A 23,972-nucleotide genomic window follows, 5' to 3' on the forward strand; every position below is an offset into this window, starting at 1 on the left:
CCCGAGCGTGGCGCGGATGCCTCACCGCCGTCCCGCCCGGGAGGGCGCATGGGTGGAGCAGGTGGCCGGCGGCACGCTTCAGGCGTTGGCGCAGGCCGCCTTGGAGGCAGGCCGCGCGTGCGAGGCCGCCATCAGCGCGAAAGCCAGGGCCACCGACAGGGCCACGATGACCGCCGCCGCCCAGCCCAGCGATGCCAGGCCGTACTGGTCGATCACGTGGCCGCCCACCACCGCGCCCAGGCCGATGCCGATGTTGGCGCCGGAGATGTTGAGCGAGGCGGCAAAGGCGGGCGCCTCGGGGGCCGACTTCATCAGCCGCACGTGGCAGACGATGAAAAGCGCCGCCTGGGCGATGCCCCAGACCGTCAAGGCCACGGCCAGCAGGCCATGCGACTGCATCACCGGGCCCACGAATGCCAGGCCCGCCGCCATCAGCGACGAAAACAGCGCGGTGGCGCCCAGCGGGCTGCGGTCGACCATGCGGCCGCCCAGCGTGTTGCCGACCAGGCCAACGGCGCCGAATGCCATCATGGTCCAGCCGACGATCTGGCCGTTGAAACCGGCCAACCGCTCCAGCATGTCCGCCAGATAGGTGTAGGCGGTGAACATGCCGGTGAACACCAGCAGCGACAGCAGCACGTGGCCGACCACGATCGGGTTGCGCAGGATGCGCAGCTGCGTCACCAGCTTGACGCTCTCGGCGCGGATGCGGGTGCTGGGAAAGGCCAGCAGCAGCAACAGCGCCTTGGCGAATGCCACCGCCGAGAGCACGCCGAAGGCCGCGCGCCAACCAAACGCATCGGAAATCAGCACGCCGATGGGAATGCCGAACACGGTCGCGGCGACGATGCCGAACGCCACCATCGAGATGGCGCGTCCGGCGCGGGCCGGCCCGACAAGTTCCACCGCCGTGGCGCTGGCCAGCGACCAGAACACCGGCAACGCCAGGGCGGGCACGAAGCGGGCCACCGCCATGACCCAGATGTTCGGCGCCGCCGCCGCCAGGGCGTTGGACAGGCCGAACAACACCAGCACGCTGATGAACAGGCGCTTGCGTTCGATGTTGGCCATCAGCGCGGTCAGCAGCGGACCGGTGGCGGCCACCGTGAAGGCGAACAGCGACACCAGCAGCCCCGCCTGGGATACCGTCACGTCGAGGTCGCGGGCCAGGCTGGGCAGCAGGCCGACAATCAGGAATTCGGTGGTCAGAATGGTGAAACCGGCGGCAGAAAGTAGCAGGATGGGCAAAAGCATAGGCAATTCCAGGTGCGCGCGACGCCGTGAGGCAACGCGCAGTGGGCGGATGAATGGTCTAACAGGTCTAGGTTGCGCGCCGGGGAGACGTCGGCGCGCGGGCGCATGAGGGCGGCAAACCGTCGATGCGTAACGAGAAATGCCGTGCGGGCGTTGCCACGCGGCATCCGGCATTGGCCGGGAAAGGCAATCGGGAGGCACCCGGATTGCCTTGCATGAAACGTACTTTAATTCACCGGCGGGTAGGGATAAACCCTTTTGTACCGGATAAATTGTTCGGTCAGGTCAACTAATCCGACCGAACCCTTGTCATCCGGACCGCGCGTCGCCGTGACGGGCGGCGATGCGGGTCGCGGGGGATCGGCGCGGATGCCGGTGCATCAACGCAGATCGCGCGGCAGCAGCGGCTCGATCGCGGACCACAGCTCGGCCGGCGTGTTGGCGCAGGTTTCCGCTTCCCAGCTGATGATGTCGTCGTCTTCGCCGACGTAGCCGTAAGCTGCCGCCACCGCCGGCATGCCGGCCGCGTGCGCGGCCTGGATGTCGCGCAGGTCGTCGCCGACGTAGACGCAGCGGTCGGTGGCGAAGCCGGCCTCGCGCGCGGCGTGCTGCAGGGGCAGCGGGTGCGGCTTGGCGTGGGCGGTGGTGTCGCCGCAGACGAGCACGGCGCTGTCGCGGGTCAGGTTCAGGTGCTCGACGATCGGCAGCGTCAGGTAGGTGACCTTGTTGGTCACGATGCCCCACGACAGGCCGCGCTGGCGGATGTCGGCCAGCAGCGCCTCGATGCCGGGGAAAAGCTTGCTGTGGACGGTGGAACTGGCTGCGTAGTCTTCCAGGAACTGCAGGCGGGTCGGTTCGTACTCGTCGTCGCCCGGCTTCAGGCCGAGCGCCACGCGCAGCAGGCCGCGCGCGCCCTGCGAGGCGACCGGACGCAGCGTTTCGTAGGGCAGCGGCTCCAGGCCGCGGCGGGTACGCTGCTGGTTGGCGGCGGCGGCCAGGTCAGGGGCGGTGTCGGCCAGCGTGCCGTCGAAGTCAAACAGGATCAGGGCGCTCATTTGCGGGTAGCCATCAGGTAGTTGACCGAGGTGTCGGACGTCAGCGAATAGATTTGCGTGATCGGGTTGTATTCCATGCCGCGCATGCCCACCGGTTCCAGGCCGGCGCCGCGGGCGGCGGCGGCCAGTTCGCTCGGCTTGATGAACATGTCGTAGGTGTGGGTGCCGCGCGGCAGCAGGCGCAGCACGTATTCGGCGCCGATGATGGCGAACAGGAACGACTTGGGGTTGCGGTTCAGGGTCGAGAAGAACACCCAGCCGCCCGGCTTGGTCAGCGCCGCGCAGGCGCGCACGATGGAGGCGGGATCCGGCACGTGTTCCAGCATCTCCATGCAGGTGACCACGTCGTACTGGCCGGGCTGCTCGGCCGCCAGCTGTTCCACCGGCACCTTGCGGTACTCGACTTTCACGCCCGATTCCAGCCCGTGCAACTTGGCGATCTTGAGCGACTTGTCGGCCAGGTCGATGCCGGTGACCTGCGCGCCGCTGCGCGCCATGGCCTCCGACAGGATGCCGCCGCCGCAGCCGACGTCCAGTACCTTCTTGCCGGCCAGGCTGCCCACGCTTTCCTGGATCCATTCCAGGCGCAGCGGATTGATGGCATGCAGGGGCTTGAACTCGCTTTCAGGGTCCCACCAGCGGCTGGCCAGCGCGCCGAACTTGTCCAGTTCGGCCTGGTCGGCGTTGACGGTGGCTTGGGCGGTATCAGAGGTGTGGGTGCTCATGGGCGGTCCAGCGTAAGGCGGCACTCTATATATAGAGCGGGACGGCGGCGCCGGTGGGCGCCGGGGTGATTGCACCGCATTGGTGCAAGCCAGGCGAAAAAAAGGGCCTCGCTATGCGAGGCCCTTTATTGTAGCTAGTCCGGCAATTACTTGCGGCTACCCACGATTTCGATTTCAACGCGACGGTTCTGGGCGCGGCCTTCCTTCGTCTTGTTGGAAGCGATCGGGTTCTTTTCACCCTTGCCTTCCGTGTAGATACGGTTCGGATCGATGCCCTTGCTGACCAGGTAGGCCTTGACCGAAGCGGCACGACGCTCGGACAGCTTCTGGTTGTAGGCGTCCGTACCGATCGAGTCGGTGTGGCCAACGGCGATGATCGTTTCCAGCTCGATACCGCGAGCTTGCTGGGCGACTTGGTCCAGCAGCTGACGGCCTTCGGGCTTCAGCGTCGACTTGTCGAAGTCGAAGAACGTGTCAGCGTTGAACACGACCTTGGCCGCCATCGGGGCCGGCTTCGCCTTTTGTTGGGCAACCGGAACGCCGTCGCAGCCGGGGATGCCGGTGGCCGGGGTCCAGAACGCATCGCGCCAGCACAGTTCGTTCGTACCGTTCTTCCAAACGTTACCGAACGGATTGCGCCAGTTGTCCACCGTCTGGGGATAGGTCTGGGCCGAGGCTACACCCGAGGCCGTGACGGCGGCGAAGGCGAGCGCCAGAGCGAATTTGGAGGGTTTGTTCATGTTTCTCCTCGTTGAGCTTGAAGCTGGATAAGTGACTCGCAGCGAACCCCCGCCGCATATCAGGAAAACGGGGCCAGTATAGCAACGCCAAGAGCTGGTTCAAAGGAATAGCTACTGGGTTTCCTGCGTGCTGGAAACAATCTTAAGGCATTTGGGGGGCTTTGGCTTCCCTGGACAGCCGCATTGGTGCTGGATATGACGTTTTCCGCGCTCCATCCGTTTGCCATGTTGGTTTTTGACAACAGGCTCGCGGGACCTTGGCGAACGCGTCGGTGCCGCTTGCCGCCGACATCCGGTTGCGGGGCCGCGCCGATGGCCGCTCGGGGCCCTTGGGGCCGCGATCCCAATCGAATGATAGAATTTCCTGTTTACCCGGCCCGGGTTCCTCCTTACACGATTCTGTCGTTATATATATGGATTCCTTTGCCAAGGAGACGCTTCCGGTATCGCTGGAAGAAGAGATGCGCCGCAGTTACCTCGATTACGCGATGAGCGTGATCGTCGGGCGGGCGCTACCGGATGTGCGGGACGGGCTCAAGCCCGTCCACCGGCGCGTGCTCTACGCGATGCACGAGCTCAACAACGACTGGAACCGCGCCTACAAGAAGTCGGCGCGTATCGTCGGGGACGTCATCGGTAAGTACCACCCCCACGGCGACCAGTCCGTCTACGACACCATCGTCCGCATGGCGCAGGATTTCTCCATGCGCTACATGCTGGTCGACGGCCAGGGCAACTTCGGCTCCATCGACGGCGACAACGCCGCGGCGATGCGCTACACCGAAATCCGTCTGGCCAAGATCGCCCACGAGCTGCTCGCGGACATCGACCAGGAAACGGTCGACTTCGGTCCCAACTACGACGGCAGCGAGCAGGAACCGCTGCTGCTGCCCTCGCGCCTGCCGAACCTGCTGGTCAACGGCAGCTCGGGCATCGCCGTCGGCATGGCCACCAACATCCCGCCCCACAACCTCCAGGAAGTGGTCGACGGTTGCCTGTACTGCCTGCGCAATCCGGCGTGCTCGGTCGATGAACTCATGGAGATCATCCCGGCGCCGGATTTCCCCACGGGCGGCGTCATCTACGGCATGTCGGGCGTGCGTGAAGGCTATCGCACCGGTCGCGGCCGCGTCATCATGCGCGCCAAGACCCACTTCGAAGACATGGAAAAGGGCAACCGCCAGGCCATCGTGGTCGACGCGATTCCCTACCAGGTCAACAAGAAGACGCTGCAGGAACGCATCGCCGAGCTGGTCAACGACAAGAAGATCGAAGGCATCTCCGACATCCGCGACGAGTCCGACAAGGACGGCATGCGCCTGGTGATCGAGCTCAAGCGCGGCGAAGTGCCCGAGGTGGTGCTGAACAACCTCTACAAGAACACGCAACTGCAGGACACCTTCGGGATGAACCTGGTGGCGCTGGTCGACGGCCAGCCCCGCCTGCTCAACCTGAAGCAGATGATCGACTACTTCCTGCAGCATCGCCGCGAAGTGGTGACGCGCCGCACGGTGTTCCAGCTGCGCAAGGCCCGCGAACGCGGCCACGTGCTGGAAGGCCTGGCCGTGGCGCTGGCCAACATCGACGACTTCATCGCCATCATCAAGGCCGCGCCGACGCCTCCCGTCGCGCGCCAGGAACTGATGGCCAAGTCGTGGGATTCCTCGCTGGTGCGCGAAATGCTGTCGCGCGCCGACGGCGACACGCCGGGAGGCCGCGCGGCCTTCCGTCCGGACGACCTGGGCGCCGAGTTCGGCCTGCAGGGCGACGGGCTGTACCGCCTGAGCGATACCCAGGCCCAGGAAATCCTGAACATGCGCCTGCAGCGCCTGACCGGCCTGGAGCAGGACAAGATCGTCGGCGAATACAAGGACATCATGTCCACCATCGCCGACCTGCTGGACATCCTGGCCCGTCCCGAGCGCATCACCACCATCATTGGCGAGGAACTGCAGGCGATCAAGGCCGAGTTCTCGACCGGCGCCAAGGACACGCGCCGCTCGGAAATCGAGCTCAACGCCACCGAACTCGACACCGAAGACCTGATCACGCCCACCGATATGGTCGTGACGCTGTCGCACGGCGGCTACATCAAGAGCCAGCCGCTGTCCGAGTACCGTTCGCAGAAGCGCGGCGGCCGCGGCAAGCAGGCCACGGCGATGAAGGAAAACGACTGGATCGACCAGCTGTTCATCGCCAACACCCATGACTTCCTGCTGTGCTTCTCGAACCGCGGCCGGGTCTACTGGCTCAAGGTCTGGGAAGTGCCGCAAGGCACGCGCAACTCGCGCGGCAAGCCCATCGTCAACATGTTCCCGCTGGCCGAAGGCGAGAAGATCACGGTGGTGCTGCCGGTCAAGGAATTCAGCGAAGACCACTATGTCTTCATGGCGACCTCGCGCGGCACGGTCAAGAAGACCCCGCTGTCCGACTTCTCCAACCCGCGCAAGGCCGGCATCATCGCGGTCGACCTGGACGACGGCGACTACCTGATCGGCGCCGACCTCACCGACGGCAAGCACGACGTCATGCTGTTCTCGGACGCCGGCAAGGCCGTGCGCTTCGACGAGAACGACGTGCGCCCGATGGGCCGCAATGCCCGCGGCGTGCGCGGCATGATGCTCGAGGACACGCAGAACGTGATCGCGCTGCTGGTGGCCGGGGATGAAACGCAGAGCGTGCTGACGGCCACCGAAAATGGCTACGGCAAGCGCACCCCGATCACCGAGTACACGCGCCACGGCCGTGGCACCAAGGGCATGATCGCCATCCAGACCAGCTCGCGCAACGGCAAGGTGGTTGGCGCCGTGCTGGTGATGCCTTCGGATGAAATCATGCTGATCACCACCGGCGGCGTGCTGGTGCGTACCCGCGTCGCGGAAATCCGCGAAATGGGCCGCGCCACGCAGGGCGTCACCCTCATCAACGTCGATGACGGCAGTTCGCTGTCCGGCGTGCGCCGGGTCGTCGAAAGCGATGCCGACGATGACAGCGAAGACCTGGACGACGGCCAGGAAGAGGGTCAGGAAGAGGGCAACGGCGACGCCGGTGCAACGGATTCGACGGAACCTACGGAGCAATAATGGCCCGCCCCTGGAACTTCTCGGCAGGCCCCTCGGCCTTGCCCGAGGTGGTACTGCAGCAAGCCGCTGCGGAAATGCTGGACTGGCACGGCAGTGGCATGTCCGTGATGGAAATGAGTCATCGCGGCAAGCACTTCGTGCAGATCTGCGACGAAGCGGAAAGCGACCTGCGCGATCTGCTCGGCCTGTCCTCGGACTACGCGGTGATGTTCATGCAGGGCGGAGGTTCCGGGGAGAACGCCATCGTTCCCATGAATCTCATGGGACGGCGCGGCACGCCGGCGGCCGACTTCGTCGTGACCGGCCACTGGTCGTCGCGTTCCCACAAGGAAGCCGGCCGCTACGGTGACGCGCAGGTCGCGGCCACCAGCGGCCAGGCGACGCAGCTGGACGGCCGCGAGCAGGCGCCGTACACCTGGGTGCCGCCGGTCGACACCTGGAAGGTGCGCAAGGAATCGGCGTACCTGCACCTGTGCAGCAACGAAACCATCGGCGGCGTCGAATTCCTGGATTGGCCCGACACGGCCGCGCTCGGCGCGCCCGACGTGCCGCTGGTGGTCGACGCTTCCTCGCATTTCCTGTCGCGTCCGATGGACGTGAGCCGCTGCGGCATGATGTACGCGGGCGCCCAGAAGAACGCCGGCCCGGCCGGCGTCACCATGGCCATCTGCCGCCGCGACCTGATCGGCCACGCGCTGCCGATCTGCCCGTCGGCGTTCGACTACGCCAACGTGGCCGCCGAGCATTCGCGCTACAACACCCCGCCGACCTTCGCGATCTACATCGCCGGCCTGGTGTTCAAGTGGGTCAAGGCCAATGGCGGCGTGGCCGGCATGGAAGCGGCCAACAAGGCCAAGGCCGAACTGCTCTACGGCTACCTCGATAGCACCAGTTTCTACCGCAATCCGATCCACGCCCCCGTGCGTTCGCGCATGAATGTGCCGTTCGTGCTGCGCGACGAATCGCTCAACGACGCCTTCCTGCAGGGCGCCGACGCCGCCGGCCTGACGCAGCTCAAGGGCCACAAGAGCGTGGGCGGCATGCGCGCCTCGATCTACAACGCGGTGCCGCTGGCCGCCGTGGCCGCGCTGGTCGAGTACCTGAAGGAATTCGAGCGCCGCTATGGATGATGACCTGCAGCGCAAGCTGCGCCCCCTGCGCGACCGCATCGACGCCATCGATGCGCAAATCCTGGATCTTCTTTCGCAGCGCGCCCGCGCCGCGCAGGAAGTGGGCGAGGCCAAGCATGCCGCCCATGCCGACGGTCCGGTGTTGCGCCCCGAGCGCGAAGCCGAGGTCATCCGCCGGCTGCAACAACTCAATCCCGGCCCGTTTCCGGCGGCCGGCGTGGCCTCGGTCTGGACCGAGATCATCTCGGCCTGCCGCGGCCTGGAGCGCGGCATGACCGTCGCCTACCTGGGGCCGCAGGGCTCGTTTTCCGAGCAGGCCGCGCTGGAGCATTTCGGCCATGCGGTGCAGAAGCTGCCGTGTGTGTCGTTCGACGAGGTCTTCCGCGCCGTCGAGGCTGGGCAGGCCGACGTCGGCATGGTGCCGGTCGAGAACTCCACCGAAGGCGCGGTCAACCGCAGCCTGGACCTGCTGCTGAACACGCCGCTGCGCATCCTGGGCGAGCGTTCGCTGGTGATCCGCCATTGCCTGATGTCGCAGTCGGGCAAGATGGACGGCATCAAGACGATTTCCGCGCATCCGCAGGCGCTGGCCCAGTGCCAGGGCTGGCTGACGCGCAACTATCCCGACCTGGAACGGGTGGCCGCCGCCAGCAATTCCGAGGCCGCGCGCGTGGCCGCGTCGGATCCGACCATCGCCGCCATCGCCGGCGAAGTGGCCGCGCCGGCCTGGAACCTGCAGGTCGTCAGCGCCGGCATCCAGGACGATCCGCACAACCGCACGCGCTTCCTGGCCATCGGCAACATCGAGCCGCTGGTCAGCGGCAAGGACAAGACCAGCCTGATCCTGGCGGTGCCAAACCGCGCCGGCGCGGTCTATGAAATGCTGGCGCCGCTGGCCGCCAACGGCGTGTCGATGACGCGCTTCGAGTCCCGGCCGGCCCGCACCGGCGAGTGGGAATACTATTTCTACGTCGATGTCCTGGGACATCGCAACGATCCGAATGTCGCGCTCGCCCTGGATACCCTGCGGGCGCAGGTCGCCTACCTGAAAGTGCTGGGTTCCTACCCGGCGCCGTGAGCCCTTCCATGACCAACACCTCCAAGCCTCTCTCCGCTCCCGCGCACGTCAGTGCCATCGCGCCTTACCAGGCAGGCAAGCCCATCGAGGAACTGGCCCGCGAATTCGGGCTGGATCCGGCCGGGATCGTCAAGCTGGCCTCCAACGAGAACCCGCTGGGCATGCCGCAGTCGGCGCGCGCTGCCATGCTGGCCGCCGCCGAGTCGCTGGCGCGCTATCCGGACCCCAACGGCTTCGATCTGAAGGCCGCGCTGGCCGCGCGCTACGACGTGCCGATGAACTGGATCACGCTGGGCAATGGCTCCAACGACATCCTGGAAATCGCCGCGCTGGCATTGCTGGAGCCGGGTACGTCGGCGGTCTACGCGCAGCATTCCTTTGCGGTCTACCGCCTGGCCACGCAGGCCCGCGGCGCGCGCCACATCGTGGTGCCGGCCAAGGACTACGGCCATGACCTGGACGCCATGTTCGACGCCATCGCCGACGACACGCGCCTCTTGTTCATCGCCAACCCCAACAACCCCACCGGCACCTTTGTGCCGGGCGACCAGGTGGCCGCGTTCCTGGAGCGCGTCCATGCCGCGCATGGCGATCGCGTCACGGTGGTGCTGGATGAGGCCTACAACGAATACCTGGAACCGCAATTCCGGTTCGACAGCACCGCGCTGGTGCGCCGCTATCCCAACCTGATCGTCTCGCGCACCTTCTCCAAGGCCTACGGCCTGGCGGGCCTGCGCGTGGGCTTCGCGGTGGCCCAACCGGCCCTGACCGACCTGCTCAACCGCGTGCGCCAGCCGTTCAACGTCAACACGCTGGCGCAGGCCGCCGCCGTGGCCGCGCTGGGCGATGCCGCCTACCTGGAACAGGCGTACACGTCCAACAAGGCCGGCAAGGCGCAACTGTGCGAAGCCTTCGACCGCCTCAAGCTGCGCTACGTGCCCAGCTATGGCAACTTCGTGCTGGTGCACGTGGGCGACGCGCCGCGCATCAACCTGGCGCTGCTCAAGCGCGGCGTGATCGTGCGTCCGGTGGCCGGCGACGGCCTGCCCGAGTGGCTGCGCGTGTCCATCGGCCTGCCGCAGGAAAACGCCCGCTTCATCGACGCGCTGACCGCCATCCTGTCCGAATGAACGGCGCTTCCTCCAAGCCGAATCAGGGGGCCGCTGGCCCCCTGATTCCTGTGCTGGCCGTCGTCGGCGTGGGCCTGATCGGCGGTTCCTTCGCCGCGGCCTTGCGCCGGGCGGGGCAGGTGGGACGGGTGCTGGGCGTAGGCCGCAATGCCGCGTCGCTGGCGCGCGCGGTGGAACTGGGCCTGATCGACGAAGCCGTCAGCGCCGAAGACGCCGCCGCCCACGCAGACCTGGTGTTCCTGGCCACGCCCGTGGGCGGCCTGCGGGACATGCTGGCGCGCATGCTGCCGCATCTGCGCGATGCCACGCTGCTGACCGATGGCGGCAGCACCAAGGCCGAGGTGGTCGATGCCGCCCGCCTGGCGCTGGGCGCGCGCATCGGCCAGTTCGTGCCGGGCCATCCCATCGCCGGCGCCGAGCGCAGCGGACCCGAGGCCGCCGATGCCGGCCTGTATCAGGGCCGTTGCGTCATCCTGACGCCGCTGGCCGAGAATAGTGCCGCCGCCATTGCCCTGGTGCGCGATGCGTGGCTGGCTTGTGGCGCGCAGGTGATCGACATGGACGCCGGCGCGCATGACCGGGTGCTGGCGTCGGTCAGCCACCTGCCGCACCTGTTGTCGTCGGTGTACATGGAGCAGGTCGCCACCGCGGCCGACGCCGCCACGCGGCTGGCGCTGGCGGGCAGCGGCTTTCGCGACTTCACCCGCATCGCGGCGGGATCGCCCGAGATGTGGCGCGATATCTTTCTATCCAACCGCGACGCCATGCTGGCGGAGCTGGCGGCCGTGCGCGCCGTGCTGGATCGGGCCGAGCGCGCGATCGATGGCGGCGATGGCGCGGCCTTGCTGGCGCTGCTGGACACGGCGGCGCAGGCGCGCCGCAACTGGCGCAAGGAGTAAACCCACATGGGCGCTTTGCCTTTCCTGGATCTGCCGCGGGTGCGGCGCGCGCAGGGCGTCATGGCCTTGCCCGGTTCCAAGAGCATTTCCAACCGCGTGCTGCTGTTGGCGGCCATCGCCGACGGCGAGACCGCCATCACCGGACTGCTGGATTCCGATGACACCCGCGTCATGCTGGCCGCCTTGCGCCAGCTGGGCGTGGCGGTGTCCGAACTGGCCGAGGGCCGTGTCACCGTGCGCGGCGTGAGCCGCTTCCCGGTCGAAAGCGCCGACCTCTTCATGGGCAACGCCGGCACCGCCATCCGGCCGCTGACGGCGGCGCTGGCGCTGATGGGCGGCGACTATCGCCTGTCCGGCGTGCCGCGCATGCACGAGCGTCCCATCGGCGACCTGGTCGATGCGCTCAAGGCGCTGGGCGCTCGGATCGACTATCTGGGGCAGCCCGGCTATCCGCCGCTGCACATCGGCCGCGGCGCAATCGCCACGCCGGCCGTGACGCAGGTGCAGGGTTCGGTTTCCAGCCAGTTCCTGACCGCCTTGCTGATGGCCGCGCCATTGCTGGCCGGCCAGAGTGGCCAGCCGGTGGTGATCGAGGTGCTGGGCGAGCTGATCTCCAAGCCCTACATCGAGATCACGCTGAACCTTATGGCGCGTTTCGGCGTCACCGTGCAACGCGATGGCTGGGGTCGTTTCACCATCGCCGGCGGCGCCCGCTATCGCAGCCCGGGCCAGATCGCGGTCGAGGGCGATGCCTCCACCGCCTCGTATTTCCTGGCGCTCGGCGCCATCGGCGGCGGACCGCTGCGGGTGACGGGCGTGGGCGCCGACAGCATCCAGGGCGATGTGAAATTCGCCGACACGCTGGCCGCCATGGGGGCGACGGTGGCATACGGCGACGGCTGGATCGAGGTGACCGGCGTGCGCGTGGCCGAGGGCGGGCGCCTGAAGGCCTTCGATACCGATTTCAACCTGATCCCCGACGCCGCCATGACGGCCGCCGCGCTGGCGCTGTACGCCGATGGCCCGTGCCGGCTGCGCAACATCGGCAGCTGGCGCGTCAAGGAAACCGACCGCATCCACGCCATGCAGACCGAGCTGGAAAAGCTGGGCGCGCAAGTGGAATCGGGGCCGGATTGGTTGCGGGTCACTCCGCCGGCTGACGGCGCCTGGCGCGACGCGCATATCGGCACCTGGGACGATCACCGCATGGCAATGTGCTTCTCGCTGGCCGCGTTCGGCCCGGCGGCGGTGCGGATTCTGGATCCGGGTTGCGTCAGCAAGACGTTCCCGGGTTACTTTGATGTCTATGCCGGCCTGGTGTCGGCATAGCGACCACGGGCCGCGCGGCCCATTTTCCTTACATGACTTCGACTGAACCGACCGTGACTTCCGCCGCTCCCGTCATCACCATCGACGGCCCCACCGCCTCGGGCAAGGGCACCGTGGCCCACCGCGTCGCCAAGGCGCTGGGGTGGGCGGTGCTGGACAGCGGCGCGCTGTACCGGTTGACGGCCCTGGCGGCGATCAACCGCGGCGTCGATGCGGCCGACGAGCCCGCCGTGGCGCGCGTGGCCGAGACGCTGGATGTGCGGTTCGACGGCCCCCACGTCTACCTGGAGGGCGCCGACGTCGGCCATGAAATCCGTCGCGAGGAAGTGGGCAATTTCGCCTCGCGCGTGGCGGCGTTCCCCGGCGTGCGGCAGGCGCTGCTCGAACGCCAGCGCGCGTTTCGCCTGCTTCCCGGGCTGGTGGCGGATGGCCGCGACATGGGCACGGTGGTGTTTCCTGATGCGTCCCTGAAAGTCTTCCTGGTGGCCGATGTGGTCGCGCGGGCCGAGAGGCGGCGTAAGCAGTTGATCGAAAAGGGAATTTCTGCTAATCTAGACGACCTTTTGCGGGATATGCGCGAGCGGGATGCCCGCGACACGCAGCGCGCCACGGCGCCGCTTGCTCCCGCAGCGGATGCACATGTGCTGGATTCGTCGAATCTGACGATTGCGGAAACCGTGCAGGCAATACTGGATTTCTGGCAGGCCAACCCCACGCATTGAGGGGCGGGCACCTTCGCCAGTCGTTTTTTTATCGGCCCTGTCCTGGCCAGGCGACACCCCCACGGGACACCCCGCAAGGGCAAACCGGCAGGCAGGTATTTTGACTCCACTGTGGCGGGCAATCCGCTGCGGTGTGTTTTTAACGGCCATTTCGGCCCAATGGATTTCAACCCCATGTCTTCCGTTTCCACTACCGCCACCGGCGGCGAAAGCTTCGCCGACCTTTTCGCACAAAGCCTCAAGAGCCAGGACATGAAGTCCGGCGAGGTCATCAGCGCCGAAGTCGTGCGCGTCGACCATAACTTCGTCGTCGTCAACGCCGGCCTGAAGTCCGAAGCGCTGATCCCCCTGGAAGAGTTCCTGAACGACCAGGGCGAGCTCGAAGTGCAACCCGGCGATTTCGTCTCGGTGGCCATCGATTCCCTGGAAAACGGCTACGGCGACACCATCCTGTCGCGTGACCGCGCCAAGCGCCTGTCGGCCTGGCTGCAACTGGAAAAGGCCCTGGAAAACGGCGAGCTGGTCACCGGCACCATCACCGGCAAGGTGAAGGGCGGCCTGACCGTCATGACCAACGGCATCCGCGCGTTCCTGCCGGGTTCGCTGGTGGATCTGCGTCCGGTCAAGGACACCACCCCGTACGAAGGCAAGACCCTCGAATTCAAGGTCATCAAGCTCGACCGCAAGCGCAACAACGTCGTGCTGTCGCGTCGCCAGGTGCTGGAAGCCAGCATGGGCGAAGAGCGCCAGAAGCTGCTCGAAACCCTGCACGAAGGTGCGGTGGTCAAGGGCGTGGTCAAGAACATCACCGACTACGGCGCGTTCGTGGACCTGGGCGGCATCGACGGCCTGCTGCACATCACCGACATGGCCTGGCGCCGTGTGCGTCACCCGTCCGAAGTCCTGCAAGTGGGTCAGGAAGTCGAAGCCAAGGTCCTCAAGTTCGACCAGGAAAAGAGCCGCGTCTCGCTGGGCGTCAAGCAGCTGGGCGAAGATCCGTGGGTGGGCCTGGCTCGCCGCTACCCGCAAGGCACCCGCCTGTTCGGCAAGGTCACCAACCTGACCGACTACGGCGCGTTCGTTGAAGTCGAAGCCGGCATCGAAGGCCTGGTGCACGTCTCCGAAATGGACTGGACCAACAAGAACGTCGATCCGCGCAAGGTCGTGACCCTGGGCGAAGAAGTCGAAGTCATGGTCCTGGAAATCGACGAAGACCGTCGTCGCATCTCGCTGGGCATGAAGCAGTGCCGCCAGAACCCGTGGGAAGAGTTCGCCACCAACTTCAAGCGTGGTGACAAGGTCCGCGGCGCCATCAAGTCGATCACCGACTTCGGCGTGTTCGTCGGCCTGCCCGGCGGCATCGATGGCCTGGTTCACCTGTCCGACCTGTCGTGGACGGAAACCGGCGAAGAAGCCGTGCGCAACTTCAAGAAGGGCGACGAGATCGAAGCCGTGGTCCTGGGCATCGATACCGACAAGGAACGCATCTCGCTGGGCATCAAGCAGCTGGAAGGCGACCCCTTCAACAACTTCGTTGCCACGTTCGACAAGGGCGCCGTGGTTCCGGGCACCATCAAGTCGGTCGAAGCCAAGGGCGCCGTCGTGACGCTGTCCGTGGACGTCGAAGGCTACCTGCGCGCTTCCGAGATCTCCTCGGGCCGCGTCGAAGATGCCACCACCGTGCTGACCGCCGGCGAGAACATCGAAGCCATGATCGTCAACATCGACCGCAAGACGCGTTCGATCCAGCTGTCGATCAAGGCCCGCGACAACGCCGAAACCGCCGAAACGATCCAGCGCATGTCCGACGCCAGCGCTTCGTCCGGCACCACCAACCTCGGCGCGCTGCTGAAGGCCAAGCTGGACCAACAGCGCAACGACGGTTAATTCGTGACCAAGTCGGAGCTGATCGCCGCCTTGGCGGCCCGCTATCCTCAGCTGGCCGCCCGCGACACCGATTACGCGGTCAAGACCGTGCTCGATGCAATGACCCAGGCCCTGGCCTCGGGCCAGCGCATCGAGATCCGCGGTTTTGGCAGCTTCTCGCTGTCGCAGCGGTCTCCCCGTATCGGCCGCAATCCGAAATCCGGCGAACAAGTGCTGGTGCCTGGCAAACAGGTGCCGCACTTCAAGGCGGGCAAGGAATTGCGCGAGCGGGTGGACTTGGTCGGCGGCAACGACGAGGACGCTCAATCCTCTGGATCGAGCGAACCGATGCCGTCCATGGCAGGCTTGCACGCCATGCATTGACAGCACCGGCCAGTAAGCTGCCTTCGGGCAGATCGGACCGCGAGCAACGCCTCTTGAGAAATCAAGGGGCTTTGTTTTTGGGCGTCCTTCCGGACACGCCGGCGCCCTTCGAGGAAACCCCGTTGAAGGCCGTACACGAGGTGTGGAGGTCGCTTACAATTGACCCTCTCGAATTCTTAGGAGCATGCGTCATGCGCTACCTTGTCTGGGCCCTGCGATTGCTCGTGTTCGTGGCGGTATTGATGTTCGCGTTGAAGAACACCGATCCCGTCGCCGTGAAGTTCTACGCCGATTACGTGGTGCAGGATGTGCCGCTGATCGTCGTCATGCTGGTGGTGTTCGTGGTCGGCGCGCTGTTCGGCCTGCTGCTGACCGTGCCCGCCGCCATGCGCCGCCGCCGCGAGGCCATCCGCCTGCGCCGCGAACTCGACCGCGTGCAGGCCGCCGTCAACGGCACCACGCCGGCCGTGCCGCCCGAAGCGGTCGCTCCCATGTCGCCCCTGTGACGGCGCCGCGTCGTTCGCACTCGGTCATTTCCGCATTGAATCTACGCAAGAGCCCGCACAGTGGATTTTGAACCTTGGTGGTTGATATTCGTGCCGGTGTTGTTCGCGCTCGGCTGGCTGGCCGCGCGCTTCGACATCCGGCAGATGCTGCGGGAAACCCGCAGCCTGCCCGATTCCTATTTCCGGGGCCTGAACTTCCTGCTCAATGAGCAGCCCGATCGCGCCATCGATGCTTTCGTCGAAGTGGCCAAGCTCGATCCCGAGACCACCGAACTGCACTTCGCGCTGGGCAGCCTGTTCCGTCGCCGCGGCGAAATGGAACGCGCCATCCGGGTGCACCAGAGCCTGCTGAACCGTTCCGACCTGCCGGCCGCCGAGCGCGAACACGCGCAGCACGAGCTGGCGCAGGACTTCCTCAAGGCCGGCATGCTCGATCGCGCCGAAAGCGGCTTCGAGCAGCTCAAGGACACCCGCTACGCCTTGCCCGCGCTGCGATCGCTGATCCGCATCTACGAATCCGAGCACGACTGGCCGCGCGCAATCGAGGCCGTCAAGACGCTGCATGGCCTGGTCGACGAGCCGGTGCCGCAGATCGTCCATTACTACTGCGAGCAGGCCGCGACGGCGCTGGCGGCCAAGCCGCCCAACATCGACGCCGCGCATGCCGCCCTGGATGCCGCCGACCACGCCTTGTCGACCGCCGATGCCGGCATGTCGAGCAAGGGCGCCATGGTGCGCACCGCGATGCTGCGCGCCCGCCTGGCCCTGATCGAGCAGGATCCCAAGCGCGAGCGCCTGTATCTGGAGTCGGTCATGACCGACGCCCCGGAATACGTCGGCCTGGTGGCCGAGCAGTTGCTGGCCAACTATCGGGCCGCCGGACAGGTCGAGGCCGGCCTGGAACTGCTGCAGCGCCAGTACACGCGCCATGCGTCGCTCGACCTGTTCAACGTCGTGTTCCGCGAATTGCGCGTGCAGCAGGGGTCGGCGACGGCCTGGGCTTTCGCGCGCGGCGCCTTGCGCAACCATCCTTCGCTGCTCGGGCTGGACCGCTTGCTGGAAGCCGAGCTCGCCAATCCCGAAGGCGCCAGCGAACAGGGCCCCGTTCCCGGGGCGGACCTGACGCTGCTGCGCAGCCTGATCCACAAACATACGCAACGACTGGACCGCTATGCGTGCCGGAGCTGCGGTTTTCAAGCGCGCCGCTTCTATTGGCAGTGCCCTGGCTGCAATGCCTGGGAAACCTACGCGCCGCGCCGTCTGGAAGAACTTGAATGAGCCAATTTCCCGTCGAATCCATTTCGCATAGCCGGGTGCTCGTGGTGGGCGACGTCATGCTGGACCGCTACTGGTTCGGCGAGGTGGAGCGAATTTCGCCTGAAGCGCCGGTGCCGGTGGTGCGCGTGGCGCGCCGCGAGGATCGCCTGGGCGGCGCGGCCAACGTGGCGCGCAACGTCGCGGCATTGGGCGGCCACGTCACCCTGGTCGGCGTGCTGGGCGAAGACGAGGCGGGTGACAGCGTGCGGCGCCTGGCCGCGGAGGCCGGCGTCCAGGCCGACCTGATCACCGACCGCAGCCTGCATACCACGCTCAAGATGCGGGTGTTGGGTCGCCAGCAGCAACTGCTGCGGGTCGACTTCGAGCAGCATCCGCAGCAGGAGGCGCTCGACAGCATCGACGCCGCATTGGCGCGCCACCTCGCCAATCACGATATCGTGGTGCTGTCCGACTATGCCAAGGGGGTGCTGGCACGGGTCGAATCGCTGATCGGCCTGGCCCGCAGCGCGGGGATCCCCGTGCTGGTCGATCCCAAGGGGGACGATTACTCCCGTTACCGTGGCGCCACGCTGGTCACGCCCAACCGCTCGGAAATGCAGCAGGCCGTGGGCCGCTGGAATAGCGAATCCGAACTGACCGACCGCGCGCAGCGCCTGCGCGCCGACCTGGATCTGGAAGCCCTGCTCGTGACGCGTTCGGAGCAGGGCATGACTTTGTTTACCGACACGGGCCGCGAGCACATCGACGCGCAGGCTCACGAGGTGTTCGACGTGTCCGGCGCGGGCGATACCGTGCTGGCGACGCTGGCCGTCTCGCGCGCCATCGGCCTGCCATGGAAAGATGCCATGGGCTGGGCCAACCGGGCCGGCGGCATCGCCGTGGGCAAGCTGGGCACGTCCGTCGTCACCGCCGCCGAACTGGCAGGAGAACTCTCATGATCGTCGTTACCGGAGCCGCGGGCTTCATTGGCAGCAACCTAGTGCGTGGCCTGAATCGCCGCGGCATCGTGGACATCATCGCGGTGGATGACCTGACCGAAGGCGACAAGTTCGTCAACCTGGTCGATTGCAAGATCGCCGACTACCTCGACAAGGACGACTTCCGCCGCCGCGTCGCCGATGGCAGCCTGCCGGAAATCCGCGCGGTGCTGCACCAGGGCGCCTGCTCGGACACCACCGAGCGCAACGGCCGCTACATGCTCGACAACAACTACCGCGTCACGCTGGAACTGTTCGAGTTCTGCCAGGCGCGCCGCATCCCGTTCCTGTATGCCTCGTCGGCCGCGGTCTATGGCGGCTCGTCGGTCTACGTGGAAGACCCCGCCAACGAGGGCCCGCTCAACGTCTACGGCTATTCCAAGCTGCTGTTCGACCAGGTGTTGCGCCAGCGCATGGACAGCCTGACCGCGCAGGTCGTGGGCCTGCGCTACTTCAACGTCTACGGCCCGCACGAACAGCACAAGGGCCGCATGGCCTCGGTGGCCTTCCACAACATGAACCAGTTCCTGGAACATGGCCATGTGCGCCTGTTCGCCGGTTGGGACGGCTATGTGGACGGCGGCCAGAGCCGCGACTTCATTTCGGTGGAGGACGTGGTGGCGGTGAACCTGCACTTCCTCGACCATCCGGAACAGTCGGGCATCTTCAACTGCGGCACCGGCCGCGCCCAGCCGTTCAACGACGTCGCGGCGGCCGTGGTCAACACGCTGCGCGCCGAGCGCGGCGAAGCGCAACTGACGCTGGCGCAACTGGTGGAACTGGACCTGATCCGCTACATCCCGTTCCCCGACGACCTGAAAGGCCGCTACCAAAGCTACACCCAGGCCGACGTGAGCCGCTTGCGCGCCGCCGGTTTCAGCGCGCCCATGCGCGACGTGCAGACCGGCGTGTCCGAGTACGTGCGCTACTGGCGCGCCCGCAAGTAGGCGGCACATGGCGGCCCGCAAGCGCCGCCTGCTCGAGCATGACAAAGCCGCCGTGCCACAGGCGGCTTTTTTCTTGTCTACGTGATTGCCGGGGTGGATGAAACCGATCACTGCTTGCCCGCCTGTGTGCCTGGACGGGCCATGATCAGGACGTGGCGCAACAGCCGTTGCCCCGCGCTTTTTCCGGAGACCTGTTCATGAATCCCTTCCTGCATTCCACTGTCGCCCGCCGCCTGCCGGCCTTGCCGTGGCACCGCCCGCGTACCGCCACCTCCGCGCGTGCGCAGACCGGCTTGCGCCAGGCGCTGGGCGTCGCCCTGCTGGCGGCCGGCGTGGCGCACGCGCCGGCGCAGGCGCTCGACCTGAATGACGCCACCGCGCAGCAACTCGCGGGCATCCGCGGTATCGGTCCGCGTACCGCGCAGACCATCGTCAGCGAACGTGAGCGCGCCGGCCGGTTCGAATCGCTGGAAGACCTGGCCGAGCGGGTGCGCGGCATCAGCCAGAAAAAGGCCCAGGCCCTCGGGGCGGCCGGCCTGACGGTGGGCGCGTCCGGCGCCGCGTCGACGGCAGCAGGCGCCCCCGCCAAGGCGGAGTCCGCCGCCAAGCCCCTCGCACCACGGGAGCGTGGGGCCGGCACGGCCAGGCCCGGCGGCGCTGGCGTAGCCGCCGCCAAGGCGGCCGCAGCCAAGCCGACGGCGGCGGGCCGACCTGCTGCGGTATCCCCGCCGCGCCCCTGATCCGCAAAGGCCGGCGCTTCGCCATCCACCGGATAGGCGCGAGGAGGCCTTCCCGCGTTGGCCGGCCTTGGGGCAGGGGGGGCGCCCCGTGGCGTGAACCCCTGGCACGAGCGCGGCTTTTGGCGGCGCCCGGCGCCGGGCGGGGTTATGATCGGCAGCATGACTACTACCTATCCCACTATCGAGCAGACCGTCGGCAATACGCCGCTGGTGCGCCTGCAGCGCATTCCCGGAGCCGCCGGTGCGGCCCGAGGCAACGTCATCCTGGCCAAGCTGGAAGGCAATAACCCCGCCGGTTCGGTCAAGGATCGGCCGGCGCTGTCCATGATCAGGCATGCCGAGGAGCGCGGCGACATCAAGCCGGGCGACACGCTGATCGAGGCGACCAGCGGCAACACCGGCATCGCGCTGGCCATGGCGGCCGCCATGCGTGGCTACCGCATGATCCTGATCATGCCCGACAACCTGTCGGTGGAACGGCGCGCGGCCATGACGGCCTATGGCGCCGAGCTGATCCTGACGCCGGCCGACAAGGGCGGCATGGAATACGCCCGCGATCTGGCCACCGAAATGCAGGCGGACGGCCGCGGCGTGGTGCTGGACCAGTTTGCCAACCCGGACAATCCGCGCGCGCATATCGAGACCACCGGTCCGGAAATCTGGACGCAGACCGAAGGCCGCGTCACGCACTTCGTCAGCGCCATGGGCACGACCGGCACCATCATGGGCGTGTCCACCTATCTGAAGTCGCGCAACCCGGCGGTGCAGGTGGTGGGCGCGCAGCCGGCCGAGGGGTCGTCGATTCCCGGCATCCGCAAGTGGCCCGAGGCCTACCTGCCCAAGATCTTCGACCGCAGCCGAGTGGACGCCTACGAATCGATCGAGCAGGCCGAGGCCGAGGTCATGGCGCGCCGCCTGGCGGCCGAAGAGGGCATCTTCGGCGGCATTTCGTCGGCCGGCGCGCTGGTCGCGGCCTTGCGCGTGGCCGAGCGCGTCAATGACGCGACCATCGTGTTCATCGTCTGCGATCGCGGCGACCGCTACCTGTCCACGGGCGTTTTCAACGCCTGAGGCCGCGCGCCGGCGCCATTGCGTCCGCCGAGGAAAAACGCCCCACGACCCGGAAACCGTCCGGGACGTGGGGCGTTTGCGTTGCGAGGTCCGGCCAGGCGGCGCGGACTGTCGCCAGGGCCCTATTCGGGCTGGATGTTGGCGTCCTTCATGACCTTGATCCAGCGCGCGCTTTCGGCCAGGTTGAAGGCTTCGGCTTCCTGGTAGGTCATGGTGCTGGGCAGGGTGCCCTGCGACTTCAGCGCCTCGACCACCTTGGGCGATTGCGAGGCCTCGATCATGACCTTGTTGAGCTTGGCGACGATGGGCTCGGGCGTATCCTTGGGCACCCACATGCCGTACCAGGTGACGATGTCGAAACCGGGCAGGCCGTTTTCGGCGATGGTCGGCACGTCGGGCAGTTCGGCCAGGCGGGCCTTGGTGGTGACGGCGATCGGGCGCACCTTGCCGCTCTGGATCAGGGGCAGGGCGGGGGCCAGCGGCGCGTACATCAGGTCGACGTGGCCGCCGGCGACGTCGGTCAGGGCCGGGCTGCTGCCACGGTAGCCGACGTGCGAGATGGACGCCTTGGTGGTGGTGTTGATCAGCTCGCCGGCCAGGTGCGGCAGGGTGGCCACGCCGGGCGAGGCGAAGCTCAACGAGCCCGGTTGGGCCTTGGCCTGCGCGATCAGCTCGCCGAAGGTCTTGAACTTCGAATCAGGCGGCACCACCGCTACCATCGGCACCGTGCCCAGCACGCCGACCATGCGGAAATCCTTGATCGGGTCGAACGTCAGGCTCTTGAACTGGGCGGGGTAGATGCCCTGCACCGACGGATTCATCAGCACGGTGTAGCCGTCGGCCGGCGCGCGCGCCACCTGGGCGGCGCCGATGGTGCCGCTGGCGCCGGGCCGGCTTTCGATCACCAGCGGCTGGCCCAGGATCTCGCCCATGCGCACCGCGATCACGCGGCCCACCACGTCGGTCGGGCCACCGGCGGCCCACGGCATGATCACGCGGATCGGCTTGTCGGGATAGGCATCCTGGGCCTGCGCGCCAGCCAGGGGCAGGGCGCCGATGGCGATTGCCGAGCATGCCGCGGCGAGCAAAGTGCGCTTGTTCATCTGCTGTCTTCTCCTACAAAGGTAAGGTTGGCCGAGGGCAGGGCCGCGTACAGCAGCGCCTTGACCTCTTTGAGTTGCTGCCCAGTGGTGGCTTCGTTCTTCTGCATGCGCCCCAGGGGGCCGGCCACCACGATGGCAAAGGGTTGTTCATAGGCCTTGAAGCCCAGCGAGATGGACATCACGTCCTCGACGTTTTCGCCGAGCGAGCGTTGCCAGCCGCGCTGGATGCCGGCCTGCAGGTCGCGCTCGAAGGCGGCCTGGCTGGTGAGGGTGGTCTCGGTGTACGAGGCAAACCCGGGATAGGTCTTGAACCACTTCTGGCGTTCGTCCTCGGACAGCACCGATAGCAGGGCCTTGCCCGAGCTGGTGGCGTGCACCGCCTTGAATCCGCCCGCCTGGTGCGAGAAGCGGATGGTCTGCTTGGATTCGGCGACGATCAGATAGACCACCTTGTCGTCCGCCAGCTTGGCCAGCAGGGCGGTTTCGCCGGTCAGGTCGCGCACCCGTGCCAGCACCGGCTCGATCACCGCGTTCAGCGGGTCGCTGCGGCAGATCAGGGTGGCGACGTGGATCAGCTTCTGCGTCGGGTAATAGCCGTGTTTCTTGCCGATCTCGTAGAGATAGCCGCGCGCCACCATGGTCTTGAGCAGGCCATGGCAACTGGACAGCGGAATCTCCATCTGCGCGGCGATCTCGCTGTACAGCAATGGCTTCTGCGCCTCGGCGAAGAGGTTCAGAACATCCAAGACTCGTGCGGCTGTTTTCACATCCATGATGTTATTATCCTATATGTGATAAATTTGTGTCAAATTCTTAATTCATGGCCAAGGAGCCGCGCCACATGAGATGGAAGAACCGTCCCGAGGGATCGAACTGGGGGGATTTCGGCCCTGATGACCAACGGGGCTGCCTGAATTACATCACTCCCGCGAACGTGATGAAGGGAATCCAGGAGGTTCGCGAAGGTTTGAGCTTCTGCCTGTCGCTGCCGCTGGACTATCCCGGCGGCAATGGCGTCAACGTGCGCCGCCATCCGCCCAAGCTGCGCCCCACCGAACGCGACGGCGACCAGTACCTGAACTTCCCCTTGGGCCGCCTGCGCCCGGGATGCGTCGACGTGCTGAGCGACGACATTGTCGAGATGAGCCTGCAGTATTCGACCCAGTGGGATTCGCTGGCGCACGTGGGCGCGTTGTTCGACGCCAATGGCGATGGCCTGCCCGAGCGCGTCTACTACAACGGCTACCGTCCCAACGAACACGTGGTCGGCCCGGTGGACTACGACGTCGACAACGGCTTCGCCAAGACCGACCTGGGCCAGGGCGGCGCCTCCCATGCCAAGAAACTGGACATCACCCAGCTGGCCGAGTCCTGCCTGCAGAGCCGCGGCGTGATGGTCGACCTGGCGCGCCACTATGGACGCGAGCAGAAGTCGGTGGGCTACGACGATCTGATGCGCATCATCGAGGCCGATGGCATCGAGATCGAGCAGGGCGATATCGTGCTGTTCCACACGGAATTCGGCGATGCGCTGCTGGAGAAGCAGCGCCAGCCGGATCACCACACCCTGCATGAGATCTGCGCCGGGCTGGATGGCAGCGACGAGAAGCTGCTGCAGTGGATCACCGATTCCAAGGTGGCCGCCATGGCGTCGGACAACCACGCGCTGGAAATCTACCCGACGCAGAAGCCGAACGCGTGCTGCGCGGCATTGCCGCTGCACCACCACTGCATTTTCAAGCTCGGCCTGCCGATCGGCGAGATGTGGTATCTGGGCGCGCTGGCCCGCTGGCTGACCGCCAACGGCCGCAGCCGCTTCCTCCTGACCGCGCCGCCGCTGAATCTGCCGGGCGCGGTGGGTTCGCCCGCCACGCCGGTGGCCACGGTCTGAGCCAGGGGATGACCTGGACCGGGCCAACCCGGAATGGGCAGGGCCGGGACATGCCATCCCCGCC

22 protein-coding genes are annotated in these 23,972 nt (G+C 66.7%); 16 read left to right on the forward strand and 6 right to left on the reverse strand.

Annotated features, from left to right (window positions below; translation table 11 throughout):
* Positions 1 to 78: 78 nt before the first annotated feature.
* From AT699_RS07920 to ompA, 4 genes are all read right to left on the reverse strand, one after another.
* Positions 79 to 1,254 carry an MFS transporter gene (locus tag AT699_RS07920; RefSeq protein WP_024068174.1) on the reverse strand — a complete coding sequence of 392 codons (1,176 nt, stop codon included), beginning with the start codon at positions 1,252 to 1,254 and terminating at the stop codon, positions 79 to 81.
* Positions 1,255 to 1,634: 380 nt separating this feature from the next.
* Positions 1,635 to 2,309: an HAD-IA family hydrolase gene (locus AT699_RS07925; RefSeq protein ID WP_006388253.1), complete on the reverse strand. Its 675-nt coding sequence runs from the start codon at positions 2,307 to 2,309 to the stop codon at positions 1,635 to 1,637.
* Positions 2,306 to 3,034, reverse strand: coding sequence for a bifunctional 2-polyprenyl-6-hydroxyphenol methylase/3-demethylubiquinol 3-O-methyltransferase UbiG (gene ubiG / locus AT699_RS07930; protein WP_006388254.1), 729 nt, complete (start codon positions 3,032 to 3,034; stop codon positions 2,306 to 2,308). Before ubiG ends, AT699_RS07925 begins: the two co-directional genes overlap by 4 nt.
* Positions 3,035 to 3,180: 146 nt before the next feature.
* On the reverse strand, positions 3,181 to 3,774 hold the full coding sequence (ompA, locus tag AT699_RS07935; RefSeq protein ID WP_006388255.1) for an outer membrane protein OmpA: 594 nt from the start codon (positions 3,772 to 3,774) through the stop codon (positions 3,181 to 3,183).
* A 413-nt stretch (positions 3,775 to 4,187) separates the two neighbouring features.
* Here ompA and gyrA point away from each other — a divergent pair, with 413 nt between their 5' ends.
* The 15 genes from gyrA (at position 4,188) to cysM (ending at position 20,914) form a co-directional block, all read left to right on the forward strand.
* Positions 4,188 to 6,857, forward strand: a complete 2,670-nt coding sequence (gene gyrA / locus AT699_RS07940) for a DNA gyrase subunit A (protein ID WP_006388256.1) — start codon at positions 4,188 to 4,190, stop codon at positions 6,855 to 6,857.
* On the forward strand, positions 6,857 to 7,987 hold the full coding sequence (serC, locus tag AT699_RS07945; protein WP_006388257.1) for a 3-phosphoserine/phosphohydroxythreonine transaminase: 1,131 nt from the start codon (positions 6,857 to 6,859) through the stop codon (positions 7,985 to 7,987). Before gyrA ends, serC begins: the two co-directional genes overlap by 1 nt.
* On the forward strand, positions 7,980 to 9,065 hold the full coding sequence (pheA, locus tag AT699_RS07950; protein WP_020924595.1) for a prephenate dehydratase: 1,086 nt from the start codon (positions 7,980 to 7,982) through the stop codon (positions 9,063 to 9,065). The genes serC and pheA overlap by 8 nt, the downstream gene beginning before the upstream one ends.
* 8 nt (positions 9,066 to 9,073) lie before the next feature.
* Positions 9,074 to 10,195, forward strand: a complete 1,122-nt coding sequence (hisC, locus tag AT699_RS07955) for a histidinol-phosphate transaminase (protein WP_006388259.1) — start codon at positions 9,074 to 9,076, stop codon at positions 10,193 to 10,195.
* Positions 10,192 to 11,094, forward strand: coding sequence for a prephenate dehydrogenase (locus AT699_RS07960; protein WP_006388260.1), 903 nt, complete (start codon positions 10,192 to 10,194; stop codon positions 11,092 to 11,094). The genes hisC and AT699_RS07960 overlap by 4 nt, the downstream gene beginning before the upstream one ends.
* 6 nt (positions 11,095 to 11,100) lie before the next feature.
* Positions 11,101 to 12,423, forward strand: coding sequence for a 3-phosphoshikimate 1-carboxyvinyltransferase (gene aroA, locus AT699_RS07965; RefSeq protein WP_024068176.1), 1,323 nt, complete (start codon positions 11,101 to 11,103; stop codon positions 12,421 to 12,423).
* A 32-nt stretch (positions 12,424 to 12,455) separates the two neighbouring features.
* Entirely contained in the window at positions 12,456 to 13,145 is a 690-nt protein-coding gene (cmk, locus tag AT699_RS07970) for a (d)CMP kinase (protein WP_026382779.1), read from the forward strand.
* 174 nt (positions 13,146 to 13,319) lie between these two features.
* Complete coding sequence (gene rpsA / locus AT699_RS07975; RefSeq protein WP_026382780.1) at positions 13,320 to 15,032, forward strand: 30S ribosomal protein S1; 1,713 nt, start codon at positions 13,320 to 13,322, stop codon at positions 15,030 to 15,032.
* Between the two features lie 3 nt (positions 15,033 to 15,035).
* The gene (locus AT699_RS07980; RefSeq protein WP_006388263.1) at positions 15,036 to 15,395 is read left to right on the forward strand and encodes an integration host factor subunit beta; all 360 of its coding nucleotides are present in this window, start codon (positions 15,036 to 15,038) and stop codon (positions 15,393 to 15,395) included.
* 191 nt (positions 15,396 to 15,586) lie between these two features.
* The gene (locus tag AT699_RS07985; RefSeq protein ID WP_006388264.1) at positions 15,587 to 15,901 is read left to right on the forward strand and encodes a lipopolysaccharide assembly protein LapA domain-containing protein; all 315 of its coding nucleotides are present in this window, start codon (positions 15,587 to 15,589) and stop codon (positions 15,899 to 15,901) included.
* A 60-nt stretch (positions 15,902 to 15,961) separates the two neighbouring features.
* Positions 15,962 to 17,179, forward strand: coding sequence for a lipopolysaccharide assembly protein LapB (gene lapB, locus AT699_RS07990; RefSeq protein WP_006388265.1), 1,218 nt, complete (start codon positions 15,962 to 15,964; stop codon positions 17,177 to 17,179).
* Positions 17,176 to 18,117, forward strand: coding sequence for a D-glycero-beta-D-manno-heptose-7-phosphate kinase (gene rfaE1, locus AT699_RS07995; RefSeq protein ID WP_006388266.1), 942 nt, complete (start codon positions 17,176 to 17,178; stop codon positions 18,115 to 18,117). Before lapB ends, rfaE1 begins: the two co-directional genes overlap by 4 nt.
* Positions 18,114 to 19,103 (forward strand): ADP-glyceromanno-heptose 6-epimerase, encoded by a 990-nt coding sequence (gene rfaD, locus AT699_RS08000; RefSeq protein WP_006388267.1) that lies wholly within the window; start codon positions 18,114 to 18,116, stop codon positions 19,101 to 19,103. Before rfaE1 ends, rfaD begins: the two co-directional genes overlap by 4 nt.
* Positions 19,104 to 19,300: 197 nt before the next feature.
* Positions 19,301 to 19,843, forward strand: a complete 543-nt coding sequence (locus AT699_RS08005; protein ID WP_024068177.1) for a ComEA family DNA-binding protein — start codon at positions 19,301 to 19,303, stop codon at positions 19,841 to 19,843.
* Positions 19,844 to 20,002: 159 nt separating this feature from the next.
* Positions 20,003 to 20,914, forward strand: a complete 912-nt coding sequence (cysM, locus tag AT699_RS08010) for a cysteine synthase CysM (protein ID WP_026382781.1) — start codon at positions 20,003 to 20,005, stop codon at positions 20,912 to 20,914.
* Positions 20,915 to 21,036: 122 nt separating this feature from the next.
* On the opposite strand, the gene AT699_RS08015 is transcribed toward cysM, so the two are convergent.
* Positions 21,037 to 22,017 (reverse strand): Bug family tripartite tricarboxylate transporter substrate binding protein, encoded by a 981-nt coding sequence (locus AT699_RS08015; protein WP_006388269.1) that lies wholly within the window; start codon positions 22,015 to 22,017, stop codon positions 21,037 to 21,039.
* A complete protein-coding gene (locus tag AT699_RS08020) occupies positions 22,014 to 22,790 on the reverse strand; it encodes an IclR family transcriptional regulator (protein WP_024068178.1) in 777 nt (258 codons plus the stop codon). Before AT699_RS08020 ends, AT699_RS08015 begins: the two co-directional genes overlap by 4 nt.
* 68 nt (positions 22,791 to 22,858) lie before the next feature.
* Between AT699_RS08020 and AT699_RS08025 the strand changes: the two genes are divergently transcribed.
* The gene (locus AT699_RS08025; RefSeq protein WP_006388271.1) at positions 22,859 to 23,908 is read left to right on the forward strand and encodes a cyclase family protein; all 1,050 of its coding nucleotides are present in this window, start codon (positions 22,859 to 22,861) and stop codon (positions 23,906 to 23,908) included.
* The last annotated feature ends 64 nt before the right edge of the window (positions 23,909 to 23,972 follow it).

Source organism: Achromobacter xylosoxidans, assembly GCF_001457475.1.
Classification (GTDB): Bacteria; Pseudomonadota; Gammaproteobacteria; order Burkholderiales; family Burkholderiaceae_B; genus Achromobacter; species Achromobacter xylosoxidans.

Bases quoted from the DNA above. Each gene is read 5' to 3' on its own strand.
- serC (WP_006388257.1), top strand. From the start codon at position 6,857: ATGGCCCGCCCCTGGAACTTCTCGGCAGGCCCCTCGGCCTTGCCCGAG.
- ompA (WP_006388255.1), bottom strand. From the start codon at position 3,774: ATGAACAAACCCTCCAAATTCGCTCTGGCGCTCGCCTTCGCCGCCGTC.
- rfaD (WP_006388267.1), top strand. From the start codon at position 18,114: ATGATCGTCGTTACCGGAGCCGCGGGCTTCATTGGCAGCAACCTAGTG.
- pheA (WP_020924595.1), top strand. From the start codon at position 7,980: ATGGATGATGACCTGCAGCGCAAGCTGCGCCCCCTGCGCGACCGCATC.
- AT699_RS07920 (WP_024068174.1), bottom strand. From the start codon at position 1,254: ATGCTTTTGCCCATCCTGCTACTTTCTGCCGCCGGTTTCACCATTCTG.
- hisC (WP_006388259.1), top strand. From the start codon at position 9,074: ATGACCAACACCTCCAAGCCTCTCTCCGCTCCCGCGCACGTCAGTGCC.
- cysM (WP_026382781.1), top strand. From the start codon at position 20,003: ATGACTACTACCTATCCCACTATCGAGCAGACCGTCGGCAATACGCCG.
- AT699_RS07925 (WP_006388253.1), bottom strand. From the start codon at position 2,309: ATGAGCGCCCTGATCCTGTTTGACTTCGACGGCACGCTGGCCGACACC.
- AT699_RS07985 (WP_006388264.1), top strand. From the start codon at position 15,587: ATGCGCTACCTTGTCTGGGCCCTGCGATTGCTCGTGTTCGTGGCGGTA.
- AT699_RS07960 (WP_006388260.1), top strand. From the start codon at position 10,192: ATGAACGGCGCTTCCTCCAAGCCGAATCAGGGGGCCGCTGGCCCCCTG.
- aroA (WP_024068176.1), top strand. From the start codon at position 11,101: ATGGGCGCTTTGCCTTTCCTGGATCTGCCGCGGGTGCGGCGCGCGCAG.
- AT699_RS08005 (WP_024068177.1), top strand. From the start codon at position 19,301: ATGAATCCCTTCCTGCATTCCACTGTCGCCCGCCGCCTGCCGGCCTTG.
- rfaE1 (WP_006388266.1), top strand. From the start codon at position 17,176: ATGAGCCAATTTCCCGTCGAATCCATTTCGCATAGCCGGGTGCTCGTG.
- AT699_RS08020 (WP_024068178.1), bottom strand. From the start codon at position 22,790: ATGGATGTGAAAACAGCCGCACGAGTCTTGGATGTTCTGAACCTCTTC.
- cmk (WP_026382779.1), top strand. From the start codon at position 12,456: ATGACTTCGACTGAACCGACCGTGACTTCCGCCGCTCCCGTCATCACC.
- rpsA (WP_026382780.1), top strand. From the start codon at position 13,320: ATGTCTTCCGTTTCCACTACCGCCACCGGCGGCGAAAGCTTCGCCGAC.
- gyrA (WP_006388256.1), top strand. From the start codon at position 4,188: ATGGATTCCTTTGCCAAGGAGACGCTTCCGGTATCGCTGGAAGAAGAG.
- AT699_RS08025 (WP_006388271.1), top strand. From the start codon at position 22,859: ATGAGATGGAAGAACCGTCCCGAGGGATCGAACTGGGGGGATTTCGGC.
- AT699_RS08015 (WP_006388269.1), bottom strand. From the start codon at position 22,017: ATGAACAAGCGCACTTTGCTCGCCGCGGCATGCTCGGCAATCGCCATC.
- ubiG (WP_006388254.1), bottom strand. From the start codon at position 3,034: ATGAGCACCCACACCTCTGATACCGCCCAAGCCACCGTCAACGCCGAC.